The sequence below is a fragment of the Haloferax namakaokahaiae genome, from assembly GCF_042663225.1.
GTDB classification, from domain to species: Archaea; Halobacteriota; Halobacteria; order Halobacteriales; family Haloferacaceae; genus Haloferax; species Haloferax namakaokahaiae.
This window is the reverse complement of sequence record NZ_JBHTAA010000001.1, coordinates 69,578-90,773: the sequence shown is the minus strand read 5'-3', so window position 1 is coordinate 90,773 and position 21,196 is coordinate 69,578. Positions and strand designations below refer to the sequence as shown.

The 21,196-nt window shown below is 62.4% G+C and carries 27 protein-coding genes and 1 tRNA gene; 18 read left to right on the top strand and 10 right to left on the bottom strand.

Features of this window, described 5'->3' with window-relative positions; all coding sequences use genetic code 11:
* Window positions 1-167: 167 nt before the first annotated feature.
* Together ACFQJC_RS00525 and ACFQJC_RS00520 are read left to right on the top strand one after the other, a co-directional pair.
* Window positions 168-548, top strand: a complete 381-nt coding sequence (locus tag ACFQJC_RS00525; RefSeq protein ID WP_390221292.1) for a DUF5820 family protein — start codon at window positions 168-170, stop codon at window positions 546-548.
* A gap of 25 nt (window positions 549-573) precedes the next feature.
* Complete coding sequence (locus ACFQJC_RS00520) at window positions 574-1,023, top strand: UPF0179 family protein (RefSeq protein ID WP_390221291.1); 450 nt, start codon at window positions 574-576, stop codon at window positions 1,021-1,023.
* Between the two features lie 19 nt (window positions 1,024-1,042).
* On the opposite strand, the gene ACFQJC_RS00515 is transcribed toward ACFQJC_RS00520, so the two are convergent.
* Both ACFQJC_RS00515 and ACFQJC_RS00510 read right to left on the bottom strand, forming a co-directional pair.
* Window positions 1,043-1,888: a M14 family metallopeptidase gene (locus ACFQJC_RS00515; RefSeq protein WP_390221290.1), complete on the bottom strand. Its 846-nt coding sequence runs from the start codon at window positions 1,886-1,888 to the stop codon at window positions 1,043-1,045.
* A gap of 81 nt (window positions 1,889-1,969) precedes the next feature.
* The gene (locus ACFQJC_RS00510; RefSeq protein ID WP_390221289.1) at window positions 1,970-2,455 is read right to left on the bottom strand and encodes a DUF309 domain-containing protein; all 486 of its coding nucleotides are present in this window, start codon (window positions 2,453-2,455) and stop codon (window positions 1,970-1,972) included.
* A 109-nt stretch (window positions 2,456-2,564) separates the two neighbouring features.
* Between ACFQJC_RS00510 and ACFQJC_RS00505 the strand changes: the two genes are divergently transcribed.
* The 4 genes from ACFQJC_RS00505 to ACFQJC_RS00490 all read left to right on the top strand — a co-directional run bounded on the left by ACFQJC_RS00505 (window position 2,565) and on the right by ACFQJC_RS00490 (window position 4,085).
* On the top strand, window positions 2,565-2,723 hold the full coding sequence (locus tag ACFQJC_RS00505) for a hypothetical protein (RefSeq protein ID WP_390221288.1): 159 nt from the start codon (window positions 2,565-2,567) through the stop codon (window positions 2,721-2,723).
* Between the two features lie 51 nt (window positions 2,724-2,774).
* A complete protein-coding gene (locus tag ACFQJC_RS00500) occupies window positions 2,775-3,437 on the top strand; it encodes a high-affinity nickel-transporter protein (protein WP_390221287.1) in 663 nt (220 codons plus the stop codon).
* Window positions 3,438-3,482: 45 nt separating this feature from the next.
* Window positions 3,483-3,566, top strand: a tRNA-Leu gene (locus ACFQJC_RS00495).
* A gap of 318 nt (window positions 3,567-3,884) precedes the next feature.
* Window positions 3,885-4,085: a hypothetical protein gene (locus ACFQJC_RS00490; protein ID WP_390221286.1), complete on the top strand. Its 201-nt coding sequence runs from the start codon at window positions 3,885-3,887 to the stop codon at window positions 4,083-4,085.
* 589 nt (window positions 4,086-4,674) lie between these two features.
* Here the strand turns inward: ACFQJC_RS00490 and ACFQJC_RS00485 are convergent.
* Window positions 4,675-4,944: a DUF8101 family protein gene (locus ACFQJC_RS00485; RefSeq protein WP_390221285.1), complete on the bottom strand. Its 270-nt coding sequence runs from the start codon at window positions 4,942-4,944 to the stop codon at window positions 4,675-4,677.
* 104 nt (window positions 4,945-5,048) lie between these two features.
* Between ACFQJC_RS00485 and ACFQJC_RS00480 the strand changes: the two genes are divergently transcribed.
* From ACFQJC_RS00480 to ACFQJC_RS00470, 3 genes are all read left to right on the top strand, one after another.
* Window positions 5,049-5,852 (top strand): inositol monophosphatase family protein, encoded by an 804-nt coding sequence (locus tag ACFQJC_RS00480; protein WP_390221284.1) that lies wholly within the window; start codon window positions 5,049-5,051, stop codon window positions 5,850-5,852.
* Between the two features lie 66 nt (window positions 5,853-5,918).
* The gene (locus ACFQJC_RS00475; protein WP_390221283.1) at window positions 5,919-6,386 is read left to right on the top strand and encodes an Lrp/AsnC family transcriptional regulator; all 468 of its coding nucleotides are present in this window, start codon (window positions 5,919-5,921) and stop codon (window positions 6,384-6,386) included.
* A gap of 129 nt (window positions 6,387-6,515) precedes the next feature.
* Window positions 6,516-7,655, top strand: a complete 1,140-nt coding sequence (locus ACFQJC_RS00470; RefSeq protein WP_390221282.1) for a DUF63 family protein — start codon at window positions 6,516-6,518, stop codon at window positions 7,653-7,655.
* 138 nt (window positions 7,656-7,793) lie between these two features.
* On the opposite strand, the gene ACFQJC_RS00465 is transcribed toward ACFQJC_RS00470, so the two are convergent.
* Both ACFQJC_RS00465 and tbsP read right to left on the bottom strand, forming a co-directional pair.
* The gene (locus ACFQJC_RS00465; RefSeq protein ID WP_390221281.1) at window positions 7,794-9,485 is read right to left on the bottom strand and encodes a YcaO-like family protein; all 1,692 of its coding nucleotides are present in this window, start codon (window positions 9,483-9,485) and stop codon (window positions 7,794-7,796) included.
* A gap of 46 nt (window positions 9,486-9,531) precedes the next feature.
* Window positions 9,532-10,359, bottom strand: coding sequence for a transcriptional regulator TbsP (tbsP, locus tag ACFQJC_RS00460; RefSeq protein ID WP_390221280.1), 828 nt, complete (start codon window positions 10,357-10,359; stop codon window positions 9,532-9,534).
* A gap of 363 nt (window positions 10,360-10,722) precedes the next feature.
* Here tbsP and glyA point away from each other — a divergent pair, with 363 nt between their 5' ends.
* From glyA to ACFQJC_RS00430, 6 genes are all read left to right on the top strand, one after another.
* Window positions 10,723-11,970, top strand: coding sequence for a serine hydroxymethyltransferase (gene glyA, locus ACFQJC_RS00455; RefSeq protein WP_390221279.1), 1,248 nt, complete (start codon window positions 10,723-10,725; stop codon window positions 11,968-11,970).
* Between the two features lie 62 nt (window positions 11,971-12,032).
* On the top strand, window positions 12,033-12,596 hold the full coding sequence (locus ACFQJC_RS00450) for a hypothetical protein (RefSeq protein ID WP_390221278.1): 564 nt from the start codon (window positions 12,033-12,035) through the stop codon (window positions 12,594-12,596).
* Between the two features lie 59 nt (window positions 12,597-12,655).
* Window positions 12,656-12,955: a DUF211 domain-containing protein gene (locus ACFQJC_RS00445; RefSeq protein ID WP_390221277.1), complete on the top strand. Its 300-nt coding sequence runs from the start codon at window positions 12,656-12,658 to the stop codon at window positions 12,953-12,955.
* Window positions 12,952-13,527, top strand: coding sequence for a VIT1/CCC1 transporter family protein (locus tag ACFQJC_RS00440; RefSeq protein WP_390221276.1), 576 nt, complete (start codon window positions 12,952-12,954; stop codon window positions 13,525-13,527). The genes ACFQJC_RS00445 and ACFQJC_RS00440 overlap by 4 nt, the downstream gene beginning before the upstream one ends.
* Before the next feature lie 105 nt (window positions 13,528-13,632).
* Entirely contained in the window at window positions 13,633-14,526 is an 894-nt protein-coding gene (gene folD / locus ACFQJC_RS00435) for a bifunctional methylenetetrahydrofolate dehydrogenase/methenyltetrahydrofolate cyclohydrolase FolD (protein WP_390221275.1), read from the top strand.
* On the top strand, window positions 14,527-15,042 hold the full coding sequence (locus tag ACFQJC_RS00430) for an NUDIX domain-containing protein (RefSeq protein WP_390221273.1): 516 nt from the start codon (window positions 14,527-14,529) through the stop codon (window positions 15,040-15,042).
* 62 nt (window positions 15,043-15,104) lie between these two features.
* Here the strand turns inward: ACFQJC_RS00430 and ACFQJC_RS00425 are convergent, their stop codons facing one another.
* Both ACFQJC_RS00425 and ACFQJC_RS00420 read right to left on the bottom strand, forming a co-directional pair.
* Window positions 15,105-15,344, bottom strand: coding sequence for a DUF7385 family protein (locus ACFQJC_RS00425; protein ID WP_390221272.1), 240 nt, complete (start codon window positions 15,342-15,344; stop codon window positions 15,105-15,107).
* 41 nt (window positions 15,345-15,385) lie between these two features.
* Window positions 15,386-16,096 carry a DUF7117 family protein gene (locus ACFQJC_RS00420; RefSeq protein ID WP_390221271.1) on the bottom strand — a complete coding sequence of 237 codons (711 nt, stop codon included), beginning with the start codon at window positions 16,094-16,096 and terminating at the stop codon, window positions 15,386-15,388.
* Between the two features lie 151 nt (window positions 16,097-16,247).
* Here ACFQJC_RS00420 and ACFQJC_RS00415 point away from each other — a divergent pair, with 151 nt between their 5' ends.
* The gene (locus ACFQJC_RS00415) at window positions 16,248-16,394 is read left to right on the top strand and encodes a hypothetical protein (RefSeq protein WP_390221270.1); all 147 of its coding nucleotides are present in this window, start codon (window positions 16,248-16,250) and stop codon (window positions 16,392-16,394) included.
* Between the two features lie 221 nt (window positions 16,395-16,615).
* Here ACFQJC_RS00415 and ACFQJC_RS00410 read toward each other — a convergent pair whose 3' ends face one another.
* Window positions 16,616-16,894, bottom strand: coding sequence for an amphi-Trp domain-containing protein (locus tag ACFQJC_RS00410; protein WP_390221269.1), 279 nt, complete (start codon window positions 16,892-16,894; stop codon window positions 16,616-16,618).
* A 217-nt stretch (window positions 16,895-17,111) separates the two neighbouring features.
* Between ACFQJC_RS00410 and ACFQJC_RS00405 the strand changes: the two genes are divergently transcribed.
* Complete coding sequence (locus ACFQJC_RS00405) at window positions 17,112-17,399, top strand: PadR family transcriptional regulator (protein WP_390221268.1); 288 nt, start codon at window positions 17,112-17,114, stop codon at window positions 17,397-17,399.
* Between the two features lie 2 nt (window positions 17,400-17,401).
* Here ACFQJC_RS00405 and ACFQJC_RS00400 read toward each other — a convergent pair whose 3' ends face one another.
* Window positions 17,402-18,622: an AI-2E family transporter gene (locus ACFQJC_RS00400; protein ID WP_390222313.1), complete on the bottom strand. Its 1,221-nt coding sequence runs from the start codon at window positions 18,620-18,622 to the stop codon at window positions 17,402-17,404.
* A gap of 216 nt (window positions 18,623-18,838) precedes the next feature.
* Here ACFQJC_RS00400 and ACFQJC_RS00395 point away from each other — a divergent pair, with 216 nt between their 5' ends.
* Window positions 18,839-20,191, top strand: coding sequence for an aminotransferase class III-fold pyridoxal phosphate-dependent enzyme (locus ACFQJC_RS00395; RefSeq protein WP_390221267.1), 1,353 nt, complete (start codon window positions 18,839-18,841; stop codon window positions 20,189-20,191).
* Here ACFQJC_RS00395 and fen read toward each other — a convergent pair whose 3' ends face one another.
* On the bottom strand, window positions 20,192-21,172 hold the full coding sequence (gene fen, locus ACFQJC_RS00390) for a flap endonuclease-1 (protein ID WP_390221266.1): 981 nt from the start codon (window positions 21,170-21,172) through the stop codon (window positions 20,192-20,194). It abuts the gene before it with no gap.
* Between the last annotated feature and the right edge of the window lie 24 nt (window positions 21,173-21,196).

The following is a 21,196-nucleotide window of genomic DNA, read 5'->3' as shown; positions in this document are numbered from 1 at the left end:
TTTCACCAATGTTCGTGGAGTCTGCCGATTTAATCGAAGATTCAGTGCGGTAGGGGTGTCGTTAATCCAGTCAGTCAGTCATCAGGTGTACATTCACTGACTGTTATTCCGGCGTTCGAGCGAGACGACAGCGAGAGGCTTACGCCGGAAGCGTGAAAAGAGCCGGTATGAGCGAACTGCCAGCGGGATGGACGCTGTGGAACGACGAAGCGGGTGGGAGACGAATCCTCGCCTACCGTCCCGACGTGTTCAACGAGAGCAACTTCCCCTCGGAGTGCATGCCGACGATTTTCGTCTGGAACGGCTCTCGGGCCAAACGGCCCGGCGCGACGCAGGTTCGAACCTCGACGTGGCACGCCGTCCTCTACATGGAACCGGAGATAGAGGCCGAAGTCGTGGCGTTCGAGACGCGCGAGGCGGCCATCGACGGTGCGGCGGAACTCGCACAGCGCTTTTCGGACGGCGAAATCGACTACCGCGGCCTGTATCAGGTGCCGCGACCCGACTACTTCGACAAACTCGACGAGTTGACCGGGCGGGAGTCTTAACCCACCTGCAGATAAATCTTCGAGTATGACCTCCGTTACGCTCATTGGTGGCCGCCTCACCGACCCCGGCACGGAATTCGTCTACCACGGAGAGTCCTCCGGTTGCGAAGGCTGTCCGTATCGACAACAGTGTCTCAACCTCACCGAAGGCGTCCGCTATCAGGTCGTCGGCGTCCGCGAGAACACCCAACTGCTGGACTGTGCGGTCCACGACGAGGGCGTTCGCGCCGTCGAAGTCGAACCCGTCCCAGTGCAGGCGAACGTCCCCTCGAAAGGCGCATTCTCGGGGAGTAAGGCCAGCCTCCAAGGTCCCTGTCCCCACACCGAGTGCCCGAGCCACCAGTACTGTGTCCCCGAAGGGGCCGAGTTCGACCAAGAGTACCGTATCCGTGAAGTCATCGGTGACCCGCCACACGACCACTGCTATCTGGATAGAACCTTGACCCTCGTGGAGTTCGAAGCGGCCGACGAGTAAGAGTCGAACTGCGGTCAGCCTACGAAATTTGCCCGATGGTGTCGCCGGCGTAGCCGAAGATGTCGGCGTAGCCGTACGCCGAGAGTAAGATGGGGTAGAAGTCTCGGTCGGCGACGAACGTCTCGTCGTCGGCGCGGGCGAACGCCTCGCCTTCGCTCACTTCCTCGAAGTTGGTTGCGAACACCTCGTACTCGTCGGCCTCGGGTTTGGGAATCTTTTCGAGCAGGCGGAACACGTCGAGCGAGTCGTCTTCGTCGAGACCGAGGTTCGGTCGGTCGGCGCTCATCGGGTCGTCGCCGCCGCTGCCGTCGCTCGTGACCGTCGGGGCCGGGAGGACGTTCGTCGCGGTGAGGAACGCGCGAATCAGCCAGTAGGCGTTGTCCGCCGCTTGGTCGGATTTCTGCAGTCCGGCTTCGACTTCGATAGTGTGGGCGTGTTCGATGAGTCGGCCTTCGGCGAAGTTGTTGGTCTCCACGAGGTACTCGACCGGGAGTCGCGGACAGATAGCGCGCGCGACCGCATCGACGGTATCGACGATGGCGAAGGGTTCGGCAAAGGACTGCGTCGAGTGGATAGAGAACGCCGTCGTCTCACGGACTTCGCGCCCGAGGTCGTGGGCGAGTCGTCGCTCGTGCGAGTCGGCGTGCGGGTCGCCGGGAAAGGCCCGGTTCAGGTCTTCGTCGAGGTAGCGAACGTCCGCTTCGAGCGCCTCCTCGTTGGCGACGATGAGTTTGACCGGACGCTCGACGTCGGGGTCTTCCGCAACGAACCGCTCGATTGCCCGCGCACCACACGGTTCGTCGCCGTGAATAGACCCGACGACTGACACTTCGGGCGTGCCGTCACCGAGTTCGTAGATACGCATTGAACGGACCTTGCACTGGAGGGTAAAGGCTGTTAAGATTCACGGGACAGAGAAGGTCTCGGAGGGTTGTCAGAATCAGTCTCAGTGGTCGAGGTGTTCGACGTAGTCGTAGTCGGCGGGATAGGCAGTCGCCCGGTGGCCGTCGAGGGTGATTTGCCACCCGTGGAGGACGGTCGGGTCGTCGAGTGCGGCGCGCATCGTCTCGCGGATGTCGTCCACATCGACGCCGTAGAAATCGCTGGGTGTGCCCCGGAGGTATTCGAGGGCGGTCTCGAACAGCGAACGCATGCCCACGTCGTTCTCGAAGTCGAAGTGCTTGTACGCGCCCGCGGCGACCTGTACCATCCCGTGGAGGAAAGCGCTCTCTGTGGTTCCCGCGCCGTAGTTGTACCACTCGTCTTCGAAACAATCGTGGCTCTCGTGGAAGTCGCTGGAGTTGAACAGTCTGATGCCGTGTTCGACGGCTCTGCGGAGGGTGGCGTGTTCCCACACTCGTCGGTCCTGGTCCCACCCCGTCGGGTTCCCGAGCGGCGGGGCGACGCTCGGGTCGCGGGTGTGTTCGTCCATGGACTATAGGTGTCGGCAACCCCAGTAATTCCATCGGCCACGCTCGGAGTCCAAGCAGACCTGACAGCGAAAGCCAGAGGTTCATGCTGATACGAGGCCGACTAGTATCATGACCGAGTGCGCCTACTGCGGCAACGAGGTTGAATACGCAGAACCGGTGTTCATCGAAGAGCTTCGGAGCGGGATGCGAATTTCGACGGGGTCGTTCTGTGACTACGACTGTTTGCTCGCCTACCTCGAAGCACGGCGATTGGCTCCCGGCCGGTAACAACGGCCGCGATTCAGGCCCTATTTAGGGGTGGTCACCAGTCACAGAGGTATGGCACTTGCATCTGCACTCGTTGCGGGAGGCGTTATCGGCGTTCGCCACGCGCTGGAGACGGACCACCTCGCAGCAGTTGCGACGATGGTCGAAGGGGACGGCGACCGTCCGGGAATCGTCGGTGCGTCGTGGGGTATTGGACACTCTCTTCCGATTGCGGCTATCGGCTTGGCGTTCGTCGCGCTCGGCGTGCACCTCCCGGAGTCGGTGACGCGACTGTTCGAAATCGTCGTCGGTGGAGTGCTCGTTCTGCTCGGCGCACGAATGCTCCTCCGCGCCGCCGACGTCGAACTCCCGACGCTTCGTTCGCACGAGCACGATAGCAGGGCACACAAGCACCTCTCGGTCGGCGGGTTCTCGCTCGGTGCCGACCACTCGCACGTTCACGGTGAGTCGTTCGCCGTCGGCGTCCTCCACGGTTTCGCGGGCAGTGGTGCGCTCGTCATCGCCATGGTCTCTGCGGCACCCGCGATGGGGCAGGCGATTGCCTTCCTCGGAGCGTTCACCGTCCTGACGGTTGCGACGATGGCGACGGTGTCGCTCCTCTGGGACCGCTCGATGCAAGTCGGTGGGACCCGCGTCCTCCGCGCCGTCGCGGGCGTCGTCGGCGTCGCCGTCGGAGGGATGCTCGTCCTCGAACAGGTCGGCGTCGTCGTCTAACATTTCGGAACGTTTTAGCAGACTGCCCGTCCTACCTTGAGATGCGCGAGGGTAGCAAAGTCTGGAAAACGCGGCGGACTCAAGATCCGCTCCCGTAGGGGTCCGTGGGTTCAAATCCCTCCCCTCGCATTTCTGCTGCGAACGATAGTGAGCAGAGAAATCGCCACGGAGGGATTTGAATCAGGGAGCAACTTGTTGCGACCGCGGTTCAAATCCCTCCCCTCGCTACTCCGTTACGAACGAAGTGAGCCTGATACGTGAGACGGTCGTCTCACGGTGTTCAAATCCCTCCTCTCGCTACTCCGTTACGACGAAGTGAGCCTGAGTACGTGAGACGACCGCCCCACGACGTTCAAAATCCCTCCTTTCTCACCCAGCGACCACTACACTAGTCCACCGCCCGAACTCGCCGAGAGAACAAAGTCGCTGCCCGCTCCATCTACACACATGGTGAACCTCCACATCGGCAAACATGGAGCACTCCTCGTCGTGTTTCTCTTCTTCCTCTTGGAGTTCGAGGACATTCTCATCTGGGTCAACACGGGGAGCACACCCGCAATCGAGTTCTTCGTCGCATCGCTGGTCGTCCTCGGTGTCGTGGTGTTCGCTGTCCGCGAGGCTGTCGCACACCCACCGCCGCGACACTGATACCCTCGGTCTCACTTCTGTGTCACATGGGAGCAACAGACCACGTTTCCGGTGAAAGTCGCCGGATGGGAGAGCGTCTCTAGAGGAACGAACGCTGTAAACGGATGGACAAATATACGAATTATGACATGTAAAATATAATTGACGCTGACCTCTAAATACACGTTAACGTGACTATCAGGAAATTCTGATTGTTCCAAAACCTTAAGAAACATTCATTATGTATAGCGTCGTACTATAGTGTTGCCGGAAACGCAAGGGCGTACCGGATGACCAAACCGAATCCAATCGGCGGCGCGCAAGCGTCAAAGATGGTACCCATCGCAAGATGGGGAGGAATGGGGTCGTCACGAACACCGAGTCTTTCGTAATAGGAAGACGAGGTCAAAGTGCCGAAGAGGAACCGCAACAGCCCCGCTAACTACTCTTGAATGAGTAGCGGGAAGGCCAAGTACCGGACCACGAGAAATCGGAGTTCGGGAAGTCGGTGCAAACCGAAAAAGGCCGTGAGGGTTGTGGAAAACGTCTTCCGTCCGGGTTCTAATTGCGCTTTCTGGTTTCTTCGATATTCGCTCCGTGAGCGACGGTGCTATTCTGTGAGCAGTTGAACCATCGAGCGAAGGTACTCCGAGGCGACGAGCGGTTCGTCGGCCGCGGTTCGATCGACAGCCTCGAGTCCAAAAGTGAGTGTTTCCGCGACGTCCGACTCGGGGAGCTGCGTTCGGATAATGCGCTCTGCGACATCCACTCGCTCGCGGGCGGTTGCGACGTCACCAGAGCGAACGCCTTCCCGGGCCTCCTTGAGCGCCGTCACGAGTGTTTCGGACACGGTATCCGGAACGTCGGAACTGTCCGGCATATCCCGCTAGTTGGATTCGCTTCGTGATAAACCTCGATAATCGCCATGCGAGACGCCATCGGTCGGGGCGATGGATATAGGCCGCTCCCATCGGAAGCCACCCTATGAACGAATTGGACGCCCGCGCCGACCGGGCCCAACGCGCAGCGCGCGACGGCGGTGCAGTCGCGCACCGAGCCTTCCGAACCGGCATCGACGTGGAGACGAAAGGCGGGAAAACCGACGTCGTCACCCAAGCGGACCGCGATGCACAGCGTCGCGTCGTCGAGCGCATCCACGCCGCCTTCCCGGACGAACCCGTCGTGGGCGAGGAAGACGACGAACTCAAAGTGGTCCCCGAATCCGGTCCCTCGTGGATTGTAGACCCCATCGACGGGACGAACAACTTCGTCCGCGACGTGCCGATGTGGGCCACATCGGTCGCCGCCCTCGTGGACGGCGAGCCGGTCGCCGCGGCCAACGCACTGCCCGCGTTCGAAGACCTCTACGCGGCAGACGAGCGTGGCGCGTATCGCAACGGCCAGGAGATATCCGTGAGCGAACGCACCGACCCCGAGTTGTGTACGGTCGTCCCGACGTTCTGGTGGAACTTCGAAGAGCGCGACGAGTACGCCGCCGCCACCGAAGCAATCGTCTCGCGGTTCGGCGACCTCCGGCGCTACGGTAGCATGCAGGTCTGTCTCTCGCTGCTCGCCGATGGCTCGCTGGACGGCGTCATCACGAACAAGCGCGCGAACTCCTGGGATTCTGTCGCCGGTGCGTATCTCGTCCGCCAGGCGGGCGGGACCGTCACCGACCTCGACGGCGACGACTGGCGTCACGACTCCGACGGGATGGTCGCCTCGAACGGCCACGTCCACGACGACGTGCTCGCCGCCGCCCGCGATATCGCCGACCGTTCTGCATGACGTCCACGCTACTGTCTCTCAGGATTCATCCGCAAGGTGCAAGTCGTCGCCCGCAGAACAATCGCTATGGACCTCGACGCGACAGATAGGGCCATTCTCCGAATTCTCATGGAGGATGCACGCACGCCCTTCAGCGAGATTGCCAGACGCATCGATATGTCGAGTGCGACCGTCCACGACCGAGTCGGACGGATGGAAGACGCAGGCGTCATCGAAGGCTATCACGCCAGCGTCGATGCGCGCGCGGTCGGACTCGGAACCTCCGCGCTCGTCGGCTTTCGCGTCAAACAGGGCCACGAAAAAGAGGCTCTCCAGCAACTCCGCGACATCGAAGGCGTCCAAGAGATTCACCTGACGACCGGCGAGTGGGACGTTATCCTCCGCGTGTACGCGAGGGACACGGACGAACTCCGCGAACTGATGTTCGACCACGTGGCCGAACTCGAAGGCTTCTCGCGCTCCCAGACGATGGTCATCCTCGGCACCGAGTACGACGACCCGGTGTTGCCGATTCACGAACCCAGCGAACCCTAGTTCGACACTCGTCGCTCTGATTCCCTCCACGCTGCCGGAGTTTGCAGCACCATTCGCAGTCGCCACGTCACCATTTGGCGCGTGCAAAAGACCGGAACCCTAAACAAGCCCGCCACCGGGGTTTCGCGTATGTCAACGGTAGCCGCGCGACTTGGCGTCAGCCCCGAGCGATTGTGGGGGCTGAGCGTCGTCGCCATCCTCGTCGCCCTCGTCGGCGGTTCACTCGCCTTCCCTCGTGTCGTCTACGACGGCTTCATCTGGCACTACTTCTGGGGACCGGTCCAAGCGGACGCGAACTCCGCGGTCTGTGCGATTCGCCCCGACGGCGTCACCCAGTATCTCGATAGCGCCGCCGCGTGTGCCGCGGCCGCAGAACCAGTCGCCTATCCCGGCTACACGCTCGTCTCCGAAATCGGCTACATGGTCACGCTCATCGTCGCGCTCACCGGCGTGGTGTTTCTCTTGCGCCGCCTCGACATCGGCGACGAGCCGCGGTTCTTCTTCGCACTCATCCCGTTCATGTTCTTCGGCGGCGCGTTCCGCGTCATCGAGGACGTGAACGACGCGTCGGCGGCCGCGGATACGCTCATCACCTATCCGGTGAACACGCTCGTCATCAGCCCGGTCATCTACGTGACCGTCTTCGTCATCACCTTGGTCGCCGTCGTCGCCAGCGTCACCGCCGAGCGAAACGGTCTCGTGGACGACTACGTGAAGCCGCTGTTCGCGGCTGGGGTGGGCGTCCTCGCGCTCTCGCTCCTCTATCTCCTCTGGGCGGGCGTGAGCGGCATCAACGGGGCGACGTTCTACCCGCAAGTGCTCGTCGTCATCCTCGTCGGTTCGACCGTCGCCGCCGCGATTACGTGGGTGCTCGTCGAGCGCTTCGCGCCCGAAGTCAACCTCGGGACGGGACTCATCGGTCTCGTCATCATCTGGGGCCACGCCGTCGATGGCGTGGCGAACGTCATCGGTCTCGACTGGATGACCGCAATCGGTGCCGGCCCGAACCTCGTCGCCAAACACCCCGTGAATCAGGCCGTCGTTGACTTCACCGCCGCGACGCTCCCCGCGGGAGTGCTCGCTATCACGGGCGACGCGTGGCCGTTCCTCCTCGTGAAACTCGTCGCCGCGACGCTCGTCGTGTGGGTCTTCGACGACCGAATCTTCGAGGACAGTCCACGCTACGCGATTCTCCTCCTCATCGCCGTCCTCGCGGTCGGTCTCGGTCCCGGCACGCGCGACATGCTCCGGGCGACGTTCGGCGTCTGAGCAGAGATACTCGATTTTCGCCGAAGGTTCATAACCAAAGCCGCGGCCAGACCGCACATCTTCGAGTAGAAGACCGTGCGGCGGCCTGCGGGTGTCCGGCACACCGCCGTACGAGCAGTTGTGTCGGCTGTCAGCCCCTTACGGGAACGGGTGGAACTCGCGGTCCAACCGCGGTTCGAACCCGAGTTCTCGCGGTACCGACTCGGCGCGGTCACTGAAGAACGAGTCGCCCATGAACAGCGGTTGCGCTTCGGGAACCAGCACGCGCACTGCTTCGAAGCCTAACTGTTCGACATCGCGCGGTGTGATGCGTGCCGCGTACGCGTCGAGACCGGCGTCGGCGACGCGTTCGACCACCATCTCCAACTCTTCTGCACCGTCGTCCACGTCCGGTCCGACCGACTCTGCGGGAATCGTCGCATCGGGCGTCACGAACTCGCGTGCACTCGCCGGGAAGTCGGCGTAGGTAGCGATTGCGCCGCCTTGCTGCGAAGCAGTTTCGGGACCCATCCCGCGGAGTTCGGTCCAGTTCTGGAGCGCCTCGGAGAGCGCCGACCGTGCTGCGACATTCGCGTCGAGGTTCGCACCCGAACCCATTGCGAACTTCGGCCACTCGTCGTCGCGGTGGACAGCGACGGCGACGACGGGAACGTCGATATCCTGGGTGACGAGCAGCGCCGTCACCTCCAGATTCTCCGACCGTGCACGCCGACAGAGCGTCTGGAAGGTCTCGTCTTCGACGTCCAGTCCGAGCGGGTCGAACGTCGAGTACCACGCGAGCATCGTCGCGTCGCGCTCGATAGTCTCGTACAGGCCCGACAGAATCGCTTCGGCACCGGAGTTCCCGAGTCCGAGTCCCGTCGTAATCGCGGGTTTGTGGCGCTCGCTCGGCGGCGGGTAGTGGACGAACTCCGCAGGAAGCGAGACGGCATCTCCGGTTGCGAGATGCTCGCCCTCGACCCACTGAATCGACTCGCGCGGGTCGGGAGCGCGATACGAATCGGGGCGGACGAATCGACTCGGGGAGACGGCCCTCGGGCGGTTCGATGCGGGCGCAACCGCGAACTCACTCGCTCGGTAGACGCCCGCAGAATAGCGTTCGAGCGCCTCGCCGAGTGCCTTCATGTAGGCTTCGTCCCACCCAGCGGCGGCCCCGCCAGCCAATTCTGCGGCACGACTGTCGGCGTACGCGGTCGTATCGGCGGTCTGTGCAACGTAGTACGGCAACGGGAACGACTCGCGCTCGCCGACCTGTGTGACGATGCCGACGCGGTCATCGACGGCCAATTCCGCGCGTGAAATCGCGTCGTCGAGCGAGACGGAACGAAACTCGCGCGAGAGCGTTCTGTCACGCGAACCCGACGCAGGGAGGGGAAGCGGAAGCACCGAGCGTTCCGCGCCGGGAACTTCCACGACCGTTCCGGCGACATCCGCGCCGGACAAGAGTGCAATTCCGCGTCGGCCAGCGACTGCACCGGCGAGTCGAACCGCCGCACGGTCGCCTGAAGGACGACCCTCTGGTTCCGTGGTCGAGGCAACTCGACGCCGAAGGTCGCGGTAGCGAGCGCTCTCGGCGTCGAACGCGGCGACTGCAGCATCGACGTCGGAGACGGCGTGTCCACCGACGCCGCCGATTTCGACGGCGAGCCAGCGGTCTGCAGCGTCGTCGGCGACGGCAAACGCGTCGCTTCCGGCGGGTGCGACGACGAATCCGAGGTCGGTGGCGTCGAGGTTCTCGGGGTCTGCCTCCCGTACTTCGGCGTCGATATCGGCGCACGCCGCGCGAATCGACTCGGCGGCGGGACCGCTCCCGGCGAGTCCAATAATCATGCCCCGTTCGACGAACGCGAGGGAGAAAAAGCGGCGGGGTCTTCGCTTATCCGTTCAGGAGTTCTTGGGCGACACTTGCGAGGTCGTCGCGGTCTGCGTCGGCGAGTTGGTCGGTGCCGAGTTTAAGGCGGAGACGCGGACGACCGACGTCGATGGGGACCTTCTCGGTGGCGATGAGACCGAGGTCTTCGAGTTTCGTCTTGGTGCGCGAGAACGTCGCCTTGCTGGCGATACCAACGTCTTCGCCCCACTTCGAGATGTCGTAGAGGAGCACCTCGTTCCGAGCGGCGACGAGGAGCGAAATCGTCACTTCGTCTAACCCGTTGCCGTCGCCGCGGGCGGAGGTGAGCGACGAGAGGACGGCGTCGAAGTCGTCTCGCGTGTCGTCACCGATGTCCTCGCTGAGCGTCTCACGGACGCGCGAAAGCGGCGGTGTTCGGAGTTTGAACTCGGGTGCGTCGTCCCAGCGAACGCGGTGTGCGTCGAACGCGGTGGCGACGAAGTCCGAGTCGTCGGTGACGAGACCGGCGACCTTGCCGCCCGCGGCGACGAGTGCGACCACCGAGTTCGGCGTGACGAAGAGCGTGTTCTCCACGTCTTCGCCCGCGGTGCGCATCGAGACGGTTCCCTCGGAGACGAGGTCGGCCGCGTTGGACGCGATGATAAAGTCGTCCATAACGTCCTTCAACACGGCTTCGTCGGCGACGAGTCGAATCGTTGGCAAGTCGCCGCCGAAGCCAGTTGCGACATCGACGAGTCCCTCGATGACCTCCGCGGTTGGGTTCGTGATGAGGACCTCTTCGTCTGTCGAATCGAGAACTGACCTGATGATGTCTTCTACGCCCTCTGCGAGCAGATTAGAACGAATCGCCATACCTTGATTATCACCAGATAAATATTTAATATTACCGTAACTCGGAAATCAGAACGGTATCCAGTGGGTATTGTAACAAGTGATTTTTTCGAGAATTGAGCGACAGGCGTACGAAATTTTACGTCGAAATTCGCGTGGGAAAACCATGGTTCGAGCAAATCGGAGGGTCTGCGGGCGAGACACCTCACCCCTCGAACTCCTCCCACAGACGACGGTGAGAACCTTTTGCTGAAATCCAGGCAACGTGTTCGTGCATTTGTGCCGGTGTGACATGGGGTTGCTTGTGCAAATTTGTGTATCACAACAGCGGCAGTCGTCGCCAAAGAAGACACATTTATGCCGTATTTGACATGGATAGTACGTATGGACTACAGCCACGTCCGCGACGTTGACCCCGATGCGGCAGCGGCCCTCAAAGCAGAGGTCGAGCGGCAGCGCGACACACTCGCCATGATTGCCTCCGAGAATCACGTCTCCGAAGCGGTTCTCGAAGCCCAAGGCAGCGCGCTGACGAACAAGTACGCCGAAGGGTACCCCGGCAAGCGCTACTACGCTGGCTGTGAGTACGCCGACGACGTCGAGAACCTCGCCATCGAGCGCGCCACGGAGCTCTGGGGCGCAGAGCACGTGAACGTCCAACCCCACTCCGGCACGCAGGCGAACATGGGCGTCTACCTCGCCATGCTCGAACCCGGCGACAAGATTCTCTCGCTCGACTTGACCCACGGCGGCCACCTGAGCCACGGTCACCCCGCGAACTTCACGGGCAAACTCTACGACGTCGAGCAGTACGAAGTCGATGCCGAGACGGGCTACATCGACTACGACCAACTCGCCGAGAAGGCCGCTGAGTTCGAACCCGACATCATCGTCTCGGGCTACTCCGCCTACCCGCGCGCCGTCGAGTGGGAGACGATTCAGGACGTCGCCGACGACGTTGGTGCGCTCCACCTCGCCGACATCGCCCACATCACGGGTCTCGTCGCGGCGGGCGTCCACCCCTCGCCGGTCGGCATCGCCGACTTCGTCACCGGTTCGACCCACAAGACCATCCGCGCCGGTCGCGGTGGCATCATCATGTGCAACGAGGAGTACGCAAAAGACATCGACAGCGCCGTCTTCCCCGGCGGTCAGGGCGGTCCGCTCATGCACAACATCGCGGGCAAGGCAGTCGGCTTCAAAGAAGCCCTCCAGCCGGAGTTCACCGAGTACGCCGAACAGGTCGTCGAGAACGCGAAAGTCCTCTCCGACACCTTCGAAGAGCACGGTCTGAGCGTCGTCTCCGGCGGCACCGACACCCACCTCGTGCTCGTTGACCTGCGCGACTCGCACCCGGACCTGACCGGCGGCGAGGCAGAGGAAGCCCTCGAATCGACGGGTATCGTCCTCAACGCCAACACGGTTCCGGGCGAGACGCGCTCGGCGTTCAACCCCAGCGGCATTCGCGCCGGCACCCCCGCGCTCACGACGCGTGGCTTCGACGAGGAAGCGACCCGGGAAGTCGGCGAACTCATCGTGAAGGTCGTCAACGACCACGACGACGAGGACGTCCTCGCGGAAGTCTCCGAGCGCGTGCAGGAACTCTGTGACGACCACCCGTTGTACGAGTAACGCACCGGCAACGCACCGACGGCCGTCTTTTTTGATGACATAGCGCGTAGTATGCGGAGTCGATGCGTAGACGCACGTATCTCGGAACGCTCTCGATGGTGAGTGTCGCGCTCGCGGGGTGCACCTCGACGGATGATGGAGCGAGTGACGATGCGGAGACCGGAGCACCTGCTGCGGAGGCGACGACCACCGAAGCGACAGAAACGGAGCAGACGGGTGAGACGGAGGAAGCGATGGAACAAGACACAGCAGCCGACGACCTCGACCTCCGCGAAGCGAACGTGATGGCCGTCGAATTCGAACAGCAGGGCGAGGAGTACCGATTCGACGTCACCCTGTTGCATGATGACGACGGCGAAGACGGCTACGCGAACTGGTGGCAGGTCGAGACATTGGACGGAACCGAACTCGGGCGCAGGGACTTGCTCCACGCCCACGGGACCCAAGAGTTCACGCGCTCGGAGACGATTTCGATTCCGGCCGAAACACCGTGCGTGGTCGTCCGCGGCCACGACCAGACCCACGGCTACGGCGGCCAAGCGATGTTGGTGAACCTGGAATCCGGCGAGACACGTGCCGTCCAACAAGGTCCAGACCCGCAGTCGTTCGCCGACGTGAGTTGTTGAGGTGACCAAGGGTCAGCAGCATAACACTATTGCCGGTGGTGTCGTACGCTCACGAGACTATGGCACCGATTCGCCGACTCGTCCTCGACGTTCTGAAACCGCACGAACCGTCCATCGTCGACGTCGCACGAGAGATTTCGTCCGCCACTGGCGTTCGCGGGACGAACGCGATGCTTCTCGAGATGGACCGAGAGGTACAGAACATCAGACTCGTCGTCGAGGGTGACGCGATAGACGTCGACGAAGTCGAACACCACATCACGAACCTCGGGGGAACCGTCCACTCCATCGACGAAGTCGTCGTCGGCGAGGAGATGGTGGAATCCCGAGACCACCCGCAAGATTGGTTGCCGCCGTGACACCGCGCGACCTCGTCTCGGTGGTCGGCAATCCTGAGGTTCGTGCGATTTCGCGGCGCTACCTCGTCTCCAACGGGTTCGACGGGGCGCTGACGTGCATCGGCGTCGTCATCGGGGCGTTTCTCACCGGCGTCACCGACGGCGCGACGGTCGTCAAAATCGGACTCGGTGCCGCCATCGGTCTCACGACGTCCGGGGTGTGGAGCGTGTGGGAGATAGAGCGGGCGGAGAAACAGGCCGAACTGAGTCGCATCGAAGACGCGATGCTCACCGACCTCGGTGGAACGTCGCTCGAACGCGACAAGACGGCGGCGAGAGTCGTCAACGCGGTGGCGAGTGGTCTCGGCCCGGTCATCAGTATCGTCGTCCCATTACTCCCGTTTCTGGCGGTTGGGTCGCTGTATTCGATGGTGACGGCCACAGTCGTATCTGTCGCGCTCGGAACGGGCATCCTGTTCATCTTTGGGTCGTATATGGGGTCGATTTCAGGCCAGCGCTGGTACGTCGCGGGGTTCCGAATGGCACTCGCAGGCGTCGCCGTGGCCGCCGTGAACCTGTTGTTCGGTGGATGAGTACTGACCAAGAGTATACACAGGTCTGCATATTTACTCGGTTTTGAAACGAAGAATACTCACGAATTCGAATGTTTGAAATGGGTTGCCGACGCCTGTTGGACCATGACCACCATCATCGACGGCAACGAAGTCGCCGAGGAGATTCGCGCCGGTCTCGCGGATGCAATCGACACGCTCGCGGCCGAGGGTGTCACGCCCGGCCTCGCCACCGTGCTCATGAGCACCGACCCCGCGAGCGAGACGTACGTGGCGATGAAACAGCGCGACTGCGAGGAGGTCGGCATCGAGGCGTTCGACTACGAACTCGACCCCGACGCGCCCGCCGACGAACTCTACTCTGTCGTCGATGACCTCAACGCGGACGACGACGTACACGGCATCCTCGTCCAGATGCCCGTTCCCGACCACGTGGACGACCGCGCGGTTCTCGAACAAATCGACCCCGCCAAAGACGTGGACGGATTCCACCCCGAGAACGTCGGCCGCCTCGTCGCGGGCGACGCGCGTTTCAAACCCTGCACGCCCCACGGCGTCCAGAAACTCCTCGAATCCATCGAGGTCGATACCGAGGGCAAAGACGTGGTCGTCGTCGGGCGCTCCAACATCGTCGGCAAGCCGATGGCGAACCTCCTCATCCAGAAGGCGGTCGGCGGCAACGCGACGGTCACGGTCTGCCACTCTCGCACCGAGGACCTCGCCGCGAAGACCCGCGAGGCCGATATCGTCATCGCCGCCGTCGGCGTCCCGGAACTCGTCACCGGCGACATGCTCTCCGAGGGCGCAGTCGTCATCGACGTTGGCGTCAACCGCGTCGATGCGGACAACGAGAAGGGCTACGAACTCGTCGGCGACGTGGAGTACGAGTCGGCCAAAGAGAAGGCCAGCGCAATCACGCCCGTCCCCGGCGGCGTCGGCCCGATGACCCGCGCGATGCTCCTCTGGAACACGGTCAAAGCGGCCGCCGAAGCGGCGGACATCGACGTGGACCTGCCGTAGATGACAGACCCCGGCGTGGACTTCGACCTCGACATCGACGGCGAGTGGCACGTCGATGACGAAGGCGTCATTCGCCGACAGACCAGTCGAGCGGTCGCAGAGTCCTCGTTCGAAGGTATCAAAGAACGAATCGACGGCGGTCTCTCGTGGGGAGTCGCCGGCGTCTGTACCGACGGCGATTCCGTCCTGCTCGTTCGGCAAGACGGCCAGTGGGTGCTCCCCGGTGGCGGTGTCGAACCCGGTGAAAGTCGAGAAGACGCGCTGGTTCGGGAGATGCGCGAGGAGACGGGATTGGCGACGACCGTGACCGAACTCGAATGCGTCACCGAACAGACGTTCACCTTCGACGGCGACTCCAGAGCGTTCAAATTCGCCATCTACCGCGTCGATTTCGAGGGCGAACTCACCGACGACCCCGGCTTGGAAGACGAGTCGATTACCGACATCGGATGGTTCGAGACGCTCCCCGAGGATACGCTCGACCGAGACTTGGTTCGGTATCTCGGGTCGGACTGAGGGTTTTCGTCGGACTGACGCGCTCTTTCTCTCTTTTCTCTTCTCTTCTCTTCTCTTCGCTCCTACTGGTGGGTCGCAATCAACACGCGCCCCGTCTCGGTCTCGTTGTGGACGCACAACCGCGTCTGTGGGGGTACGTCGAAACTGTGGTTCGCCGCTTCCGAAATCAGGAGTTCGGTGAACGCGTCACCACACGCGGGACAGGCGACGCCGTCGCGGTTTTCGACGACCATCGTCGTGCCCGTATCGCGGAGCATCTTCACCCGGTGTCGAACCTCGTGGATGTCGAAGGTGGCTGCCATTGCTGGCGAAGGGTGAGCGGGGGGCAAAAACGTTCGGTGAGTCAGGAGAGGCGTTCGAGTCTGTCGCGGGCGTCGGCCAGCGCGTCGAGGTCGTCGTCGGTGAGATAGGAGTGCAGACCGTTGGCCGCCGCGACGAGAGCTTCTGACTCGTCGAGCGAAAGTGCACCCTCCAGTGCTTCGGCGCGCTTGACGTGGGTTGCGAGCGATTCGACGGTTCGTCGTGCCTCCTTGTCGGGGTGCGAATCGAGCCACGTCGAGAGGTTTCGACGGTAGCGTTCGACGGCGTTCGCGTACGCGAGTCCGCGTGCCTCGGCCATCGACGACGGCACCTCGTTCGGTGTGGGGCGCGTGCCTTCGTTCGCCCCGCGAAGGAGCGTGAGAACGTAGAGTTCCTCGTCGTCGGTCGGCCGGTTCGACCGCGCGAACACGTCCACGGCGTGGAGCAGTTCGTGCGCGACGAGCGACGTGTCGTCCAGCGGGAGCAACTCGCCGCCGTGGATGTAGCCGAGTGACCGAACGTAGTCGCGGAGGTCCGATTTGAGGTCGGGTGCCGCCGCGCGAATCGACTGGTCTGCAATCGTCGTCTGGTGCGCAGTCACGTCGAGCGGGTCCTGCGAGGCCGTGTGGACCGCACGCTCGCCGACGCCGACGCTTCGCATGCTGCCGCACTCGGGACAGGAGACGCTGCCCGTCTCGTAGTACGACCACTGATTGCCGCACGATTTGCACTCACGTTCGCCGCGAATCTCCATACGCCTCATTCTTCGGCCCGGCGCAAAAGCCCGGCGACACGGTGGCTGTAGTCCAAAAAACGATTCCAGCGGTGAGAATAAGCGAATCCAGAACTGCTGTTCGACGGATACGATTCCGGAAGACTACATAGCTCCGTGTGTGAGTGTGGGTATGCGAAGCGAAGCAGAGGTCCGCGAGCAGTACGAGTTTCTGAAGGACGAGCTCGACTCCGAAGACATGCGCCACGAGGGCGTACGGAAGCTTCTGACGCACTACAAGCGCGCGCTCGGATGGGTGCTCGAAGAAGAGCACATGTGACCGTCCGACGGGTTCGGGCTGGTCGCTTGGGGTACGAACGATTACTGGTGGTGAAAGTTCGTCATGCTGTCAAGCGTTGCCATCCGTCGTTATGTTTAAGTGAAACCGAACGGTAGCGGAATGTGACGCTTCGCTTTGGAGGGCCGAAGCGTCAGCGGGGACCAATTCAGGGCGGCACGCCGTGCCGGCATTTTCCGGCACGGCCTGCTTTCCTTTCTGTACTACTCGATTTCCAGACCGGTAGCGTCGTCTGTCTGGCCGTCTTTCCATTCGAGTTCGAACTCGACGCTGCGTTCCTTGATGGCTCCCGTCGCGTCGGTTTCGTGTTCGACCTTCACTTCGAACGTCACTCGCGCGGGAACCGAGAGCGTGCTCTCTTGACTCCCTGCGCGGAGCGTCAACTCGCCAGTCTCCAGTTTGTCGGCGACGTCGCGGAGGTACGCCGCAACTGCAGTTCGGTCTTCTTTCAGTTCGGTGCTGAACACGGTTTCTTCAGGCATACGAGAACGTACGCGCGCAATCATCTTAAGCCAGTGGAGTCATCCAGTGGCGGACATATCCACTGCTCGAAACAGTCGAACGGAGTGATTGGTAACTTGCACTACACAATTAGAAAGCGGAACTTTGCCGGTAGCTACCCGTATCAGGCCGAATTCCTCGAACTCATTGCGACATATTTATTTTAATCAGACAATAAGATACGATTCGACCTTACCGATGTACGACTTGACAGGATTCCAGCGAGACCTACTGTACGTAATTGCCGGACTCGAAGAACCGCACGGACTGGCAATCAAAGAGGAACTCGAAGCATACTACGAGAAAGAGATTCACCACGGACGACTGTACCCCAACCTCGATACGCTGGTCGAGAAGGGTCTCGTGGACAAGGGCCAGCGTGACCGCCGAACCAACTACTACACGCTGACTCGCCGCGGACGCCGCGAAATCAAGGCGCGGAAAGACTGGGAAGCCGACTACATCCCGGAAGACTTCGAAGCGTAAACTCAGTCGTCGTCACCCGAATCGGGCGACGAACGAGGGTCTCGGTTCTGACGCACCCTATCGGTCGTCTCTGTGGATTCTCCGTTTTCAGACGGAACCTCTTCTTCGATATCCGCAGTCGTCAGCGGCGACTCCACCAGATACGACGGATCGACGGTGTACGGTTGAATCGGCTTTCCAGCGATGAGTTCCGGGAGCACGAGTCGCGCGAAGTTGACGACCAACACGAGTATCATCGGCATGAGGAAGATGCCGTACCACCCGAACAGCAGCGGACCGAAGGTGTAGGCAATCATCACCGCACCGGTGTGGAGCCCGCGCCCCGAGACGTAGGGGCGGAGCACGAGGTCCGGAATCGTATCGACGATGACGAACGAGACGGCCACGAAGAGGACCACGAACCAGAGCGCTGGCGGGTTGAACACCGCCGTCTGGATGCCCATGTAGGCGGCGGCGGGAACGTAGACGAGTTTCATCCCGACGACTGGAACGAGACTGGCAACGCCCGCGAGCAACCCGATGAGCGCGGGGGCCGGGATACGAACGCCGGGCGGCGCGAGGATGTTCAGCAGGGAGAAGGCGATGACGCCGATGGTTCCCGTGAGAATCGCGTTGAGGATGTTGCCGAAGAAGATGTGGTTGAAGTCGGTATCGACCGCGCGCATGTAGGCTTCGAAGATGCCTCGGTCGTCGGCGAACATCGAGCGACCCCACCGCGACAGACGGTGGTCGTCGCGGAGCAAGTAGAACGCGAAGGCAACCATGACGAACAGGTGGACGGCACCGATGCCGAGGAACGCGAGCGTGCTCGTTGCGAAATCGAGCGAGTCGAACACGGACGCCAGCGTCTCGGGCGTAAGAAGGGATTCGAAGTCGTATTCGAGAAGCGCCTGCGGACCGGCGATGCTGTCCAGTATCTCGGAGTCGATGCCGTAGGCGGCGAGGTCGATTGGAACGTCGCCGGCCGAGTATCGGTCGGCGTACTTCACTAACTCGCGGAGCGCAATCGTCGCGGCGTAGAAGACGAGCAAGAGCGCGGGGAGTGCGAGCGCGAACAGCGCGACTGCCGCGGCGAGACTCGGCGGGGAAATCCGACGCCTGAGACGGCGATAGATGGGTCGCGTCGCGTAGTAGATGAACAACCCGAACACGACGGTTCCGATGAACGAATAGACGACGTAGACGAGCGCACCGGCGAAGATAAGAGCCAGGACCCACCACATCGCGCGGGACCGGTCGATGTCGCGGAATGTCATACTATCACGGCGAGAGGGAGATGAGAAAAAACTATCGCGGACCTAACAGATGTGTGACGGACGCTCGTTTGCACTAAAGCGGCCAATTTACCCGCGGTTTTTCGCCCGACTCCACCGACCTTTGGCAGAATCTACCCCATTGACAACGAATATCTTAACACATGGGTCTCCGTAGCGAGGCGCATGGACCGAGAGACGGTGGTTCCCCGTGTCGAGACGTTGCCCGGGCCGCGTGCGAAGGAGTGGGTTTCGTACCACAGAGAACACGCAGCGCCGAGTACCTACGTCTACGACTTCGTCTGGGATATCACAGAAGACGCCGAAGGCCCCTTCTGTACCGACGTGGACGGCAACGTGCTTCTCGATTTCACCAGCCACGTCGCGGCCGCCCCGCTCGGCTACAACAACCCGAAGATTATGGAGCCGATGGCGGAGTTCGACCTCATCGACCCCATCAAAATCGCCGGCCAAGACTTCTACGTGAGCGATGGCAACGCCCCCGGCGACGAGCAGTTCCCCGGTCCCGCCGCCCTCATGGACCGCCTCACCGACCTCACGAGCCACTACGGCATGGACACCGTGTTCCTCTCGAACTCCGGTGCCGAGGCCGTCGAGAACGCCATCAAAATCTGTTACGACAACTCTGACGGCGGAAAGTACGGCATCACGTTCGAAGGCGCGTTCCACGGTCGGACCCTCGGTGCGCTCTCGCTCAATCGCTCGAAGTCCGTCTACCGACGCGACTACCCAGAGATTTCGGGTATCACCGACGTGCCCTTCTGCGACGACCGAACCTGTTCGCCCGAGACGTGCTCGTGCGGGTTCTTCTCCGACCCGCACTCGGCCGCCTCGAAGCTCAGGAAGAAACTCGACCCCAAGCGCGGCCACATCGACGCCGACGAAGTCTCCTACATCATCGTCGAACCGATTCAGGGCGAAGGCGGCTACCGATTCCCCTCGGACGCGTTCGCCGACGAACTCGCCGCCGTGGTCGAGGAGTTCGACCTGACGCTCATCGCCGACGAGATTCAGACCGGCGTGGGCCGAACCGGCGAGATGTGGGGGTCAGACCACTACCCGATGGAACCCGACGTTATCAGCGCCGCGAAGGGCCTCCGCGTCGGCGCGACCATCTCCAAGAAAGACATCTTCCCCTCTGAGACCAGTCGCATCTCCTCGACGTGGGGTGCCGGCGACGTGCTTTCTTCGATGCAGGGCGTCCTCACCCTCGACGCCATCGAGGAGTACGACCTGCTCGACAACGCCGTCGTCCGCGGCCGCCAGTTCAAAGAGACCATCCGCGACAGCGCCCCCGACTCGGTCGTGGACGTCCGGGGCAAGGGTCTCCTGCTCGCCGTCGAATTCGACACGCCGGAGCGCCGGAACGCGGTGCAGGACGCGGCGTTCAAACGCGGTCTGCTCACCCTCTCGTGCGGCTACAAGGTGCTCCGAATCCTCCCGCCGCTCGACGTGACCGAGCGCGAAATCGACCTCGGTGCGAACATGCTCCTCGACGCTATCGAGGACGCTTCTTAACTACGTCCAGCGGTCCAGTCCCGTCTGCGTCACCGACTCTTCGATGCGCTCGAAGCCGCGTGCGACCTCGTTGGCATCGACTTCCCACGTCTCGGTGACGTACTCGCGGGCGGCCGCGACGTCGGGCGAGTAGTCCGAGTCGATGTCGTAGTCGTCGGTGACCGGCGGGTCCACGAAGAACTCTCGCACGCGGTCGGCGTTCGGGATGTGCTCGCCGCGGTCTTCGAGGACGCCCCAGAGGTCGCCGTGCTCTTTGACGGCTTTGACGGCCGTCTTGGGGCCGACGCCGGAGACGCCCTCGTTGAAGTCCGTCCCGCAGAGCATGGCGATGTCGATGAGTTGCTCCCACGTGATGTCGTGTTTCTCCAGCGTCCCGTCGAGGTCCATCAACTCGGGATTGCCCTTGCTCGTGAGTTGGCGCAGGGTGTAGGGCGCACCGAAGAGGAGCGTGTCGTAGTCCTCGCTCCCGACGTAGTCGGCATCGCCCTTGCGGGCCATGTAGGAGGCCTGTGCTTCGCCCTCGGCGGGTGCTTCGACCACCGGCACGTCGAGGAGTGCGAGGAGTTCCCGACTCGTCTCCTGAATCGTGCTCGTGAGTCGCTGCGTTCGCGCTTCCATCCGTGCGGCCTCGATAGCGTCGCCCGCTTCTCGGGCCTCTTCGAGGCGTTCTTCGGCCTTCTCGCGTTGCGCTCGCCGCTTTGCCACCTCGTCGTCTTTCATCTCGGTGACGCCGCCGTCGAAGACGAACACGGGTCGCAGGTCGTGTTCGTAGAACTTCGGTAGGCCCTGGACGATGCCGACGAGGTTGGCGACTTCCTCGCCGTCGCTCGTCGTGTACTTCCCGCTGTTCGTCCACTTGACCGTCGTCGTCAGATACCGATAGAGCCAGTTGTGCGCATCGACGGCGACCACGCTCCCGGCCACGTCGTCGAAGGAGACCTCGCGCAGTGCGGCGAGGCTTCGAAGGTCTGCATTTCCCATTAGGTCGGCGTTCGCACGCCACGG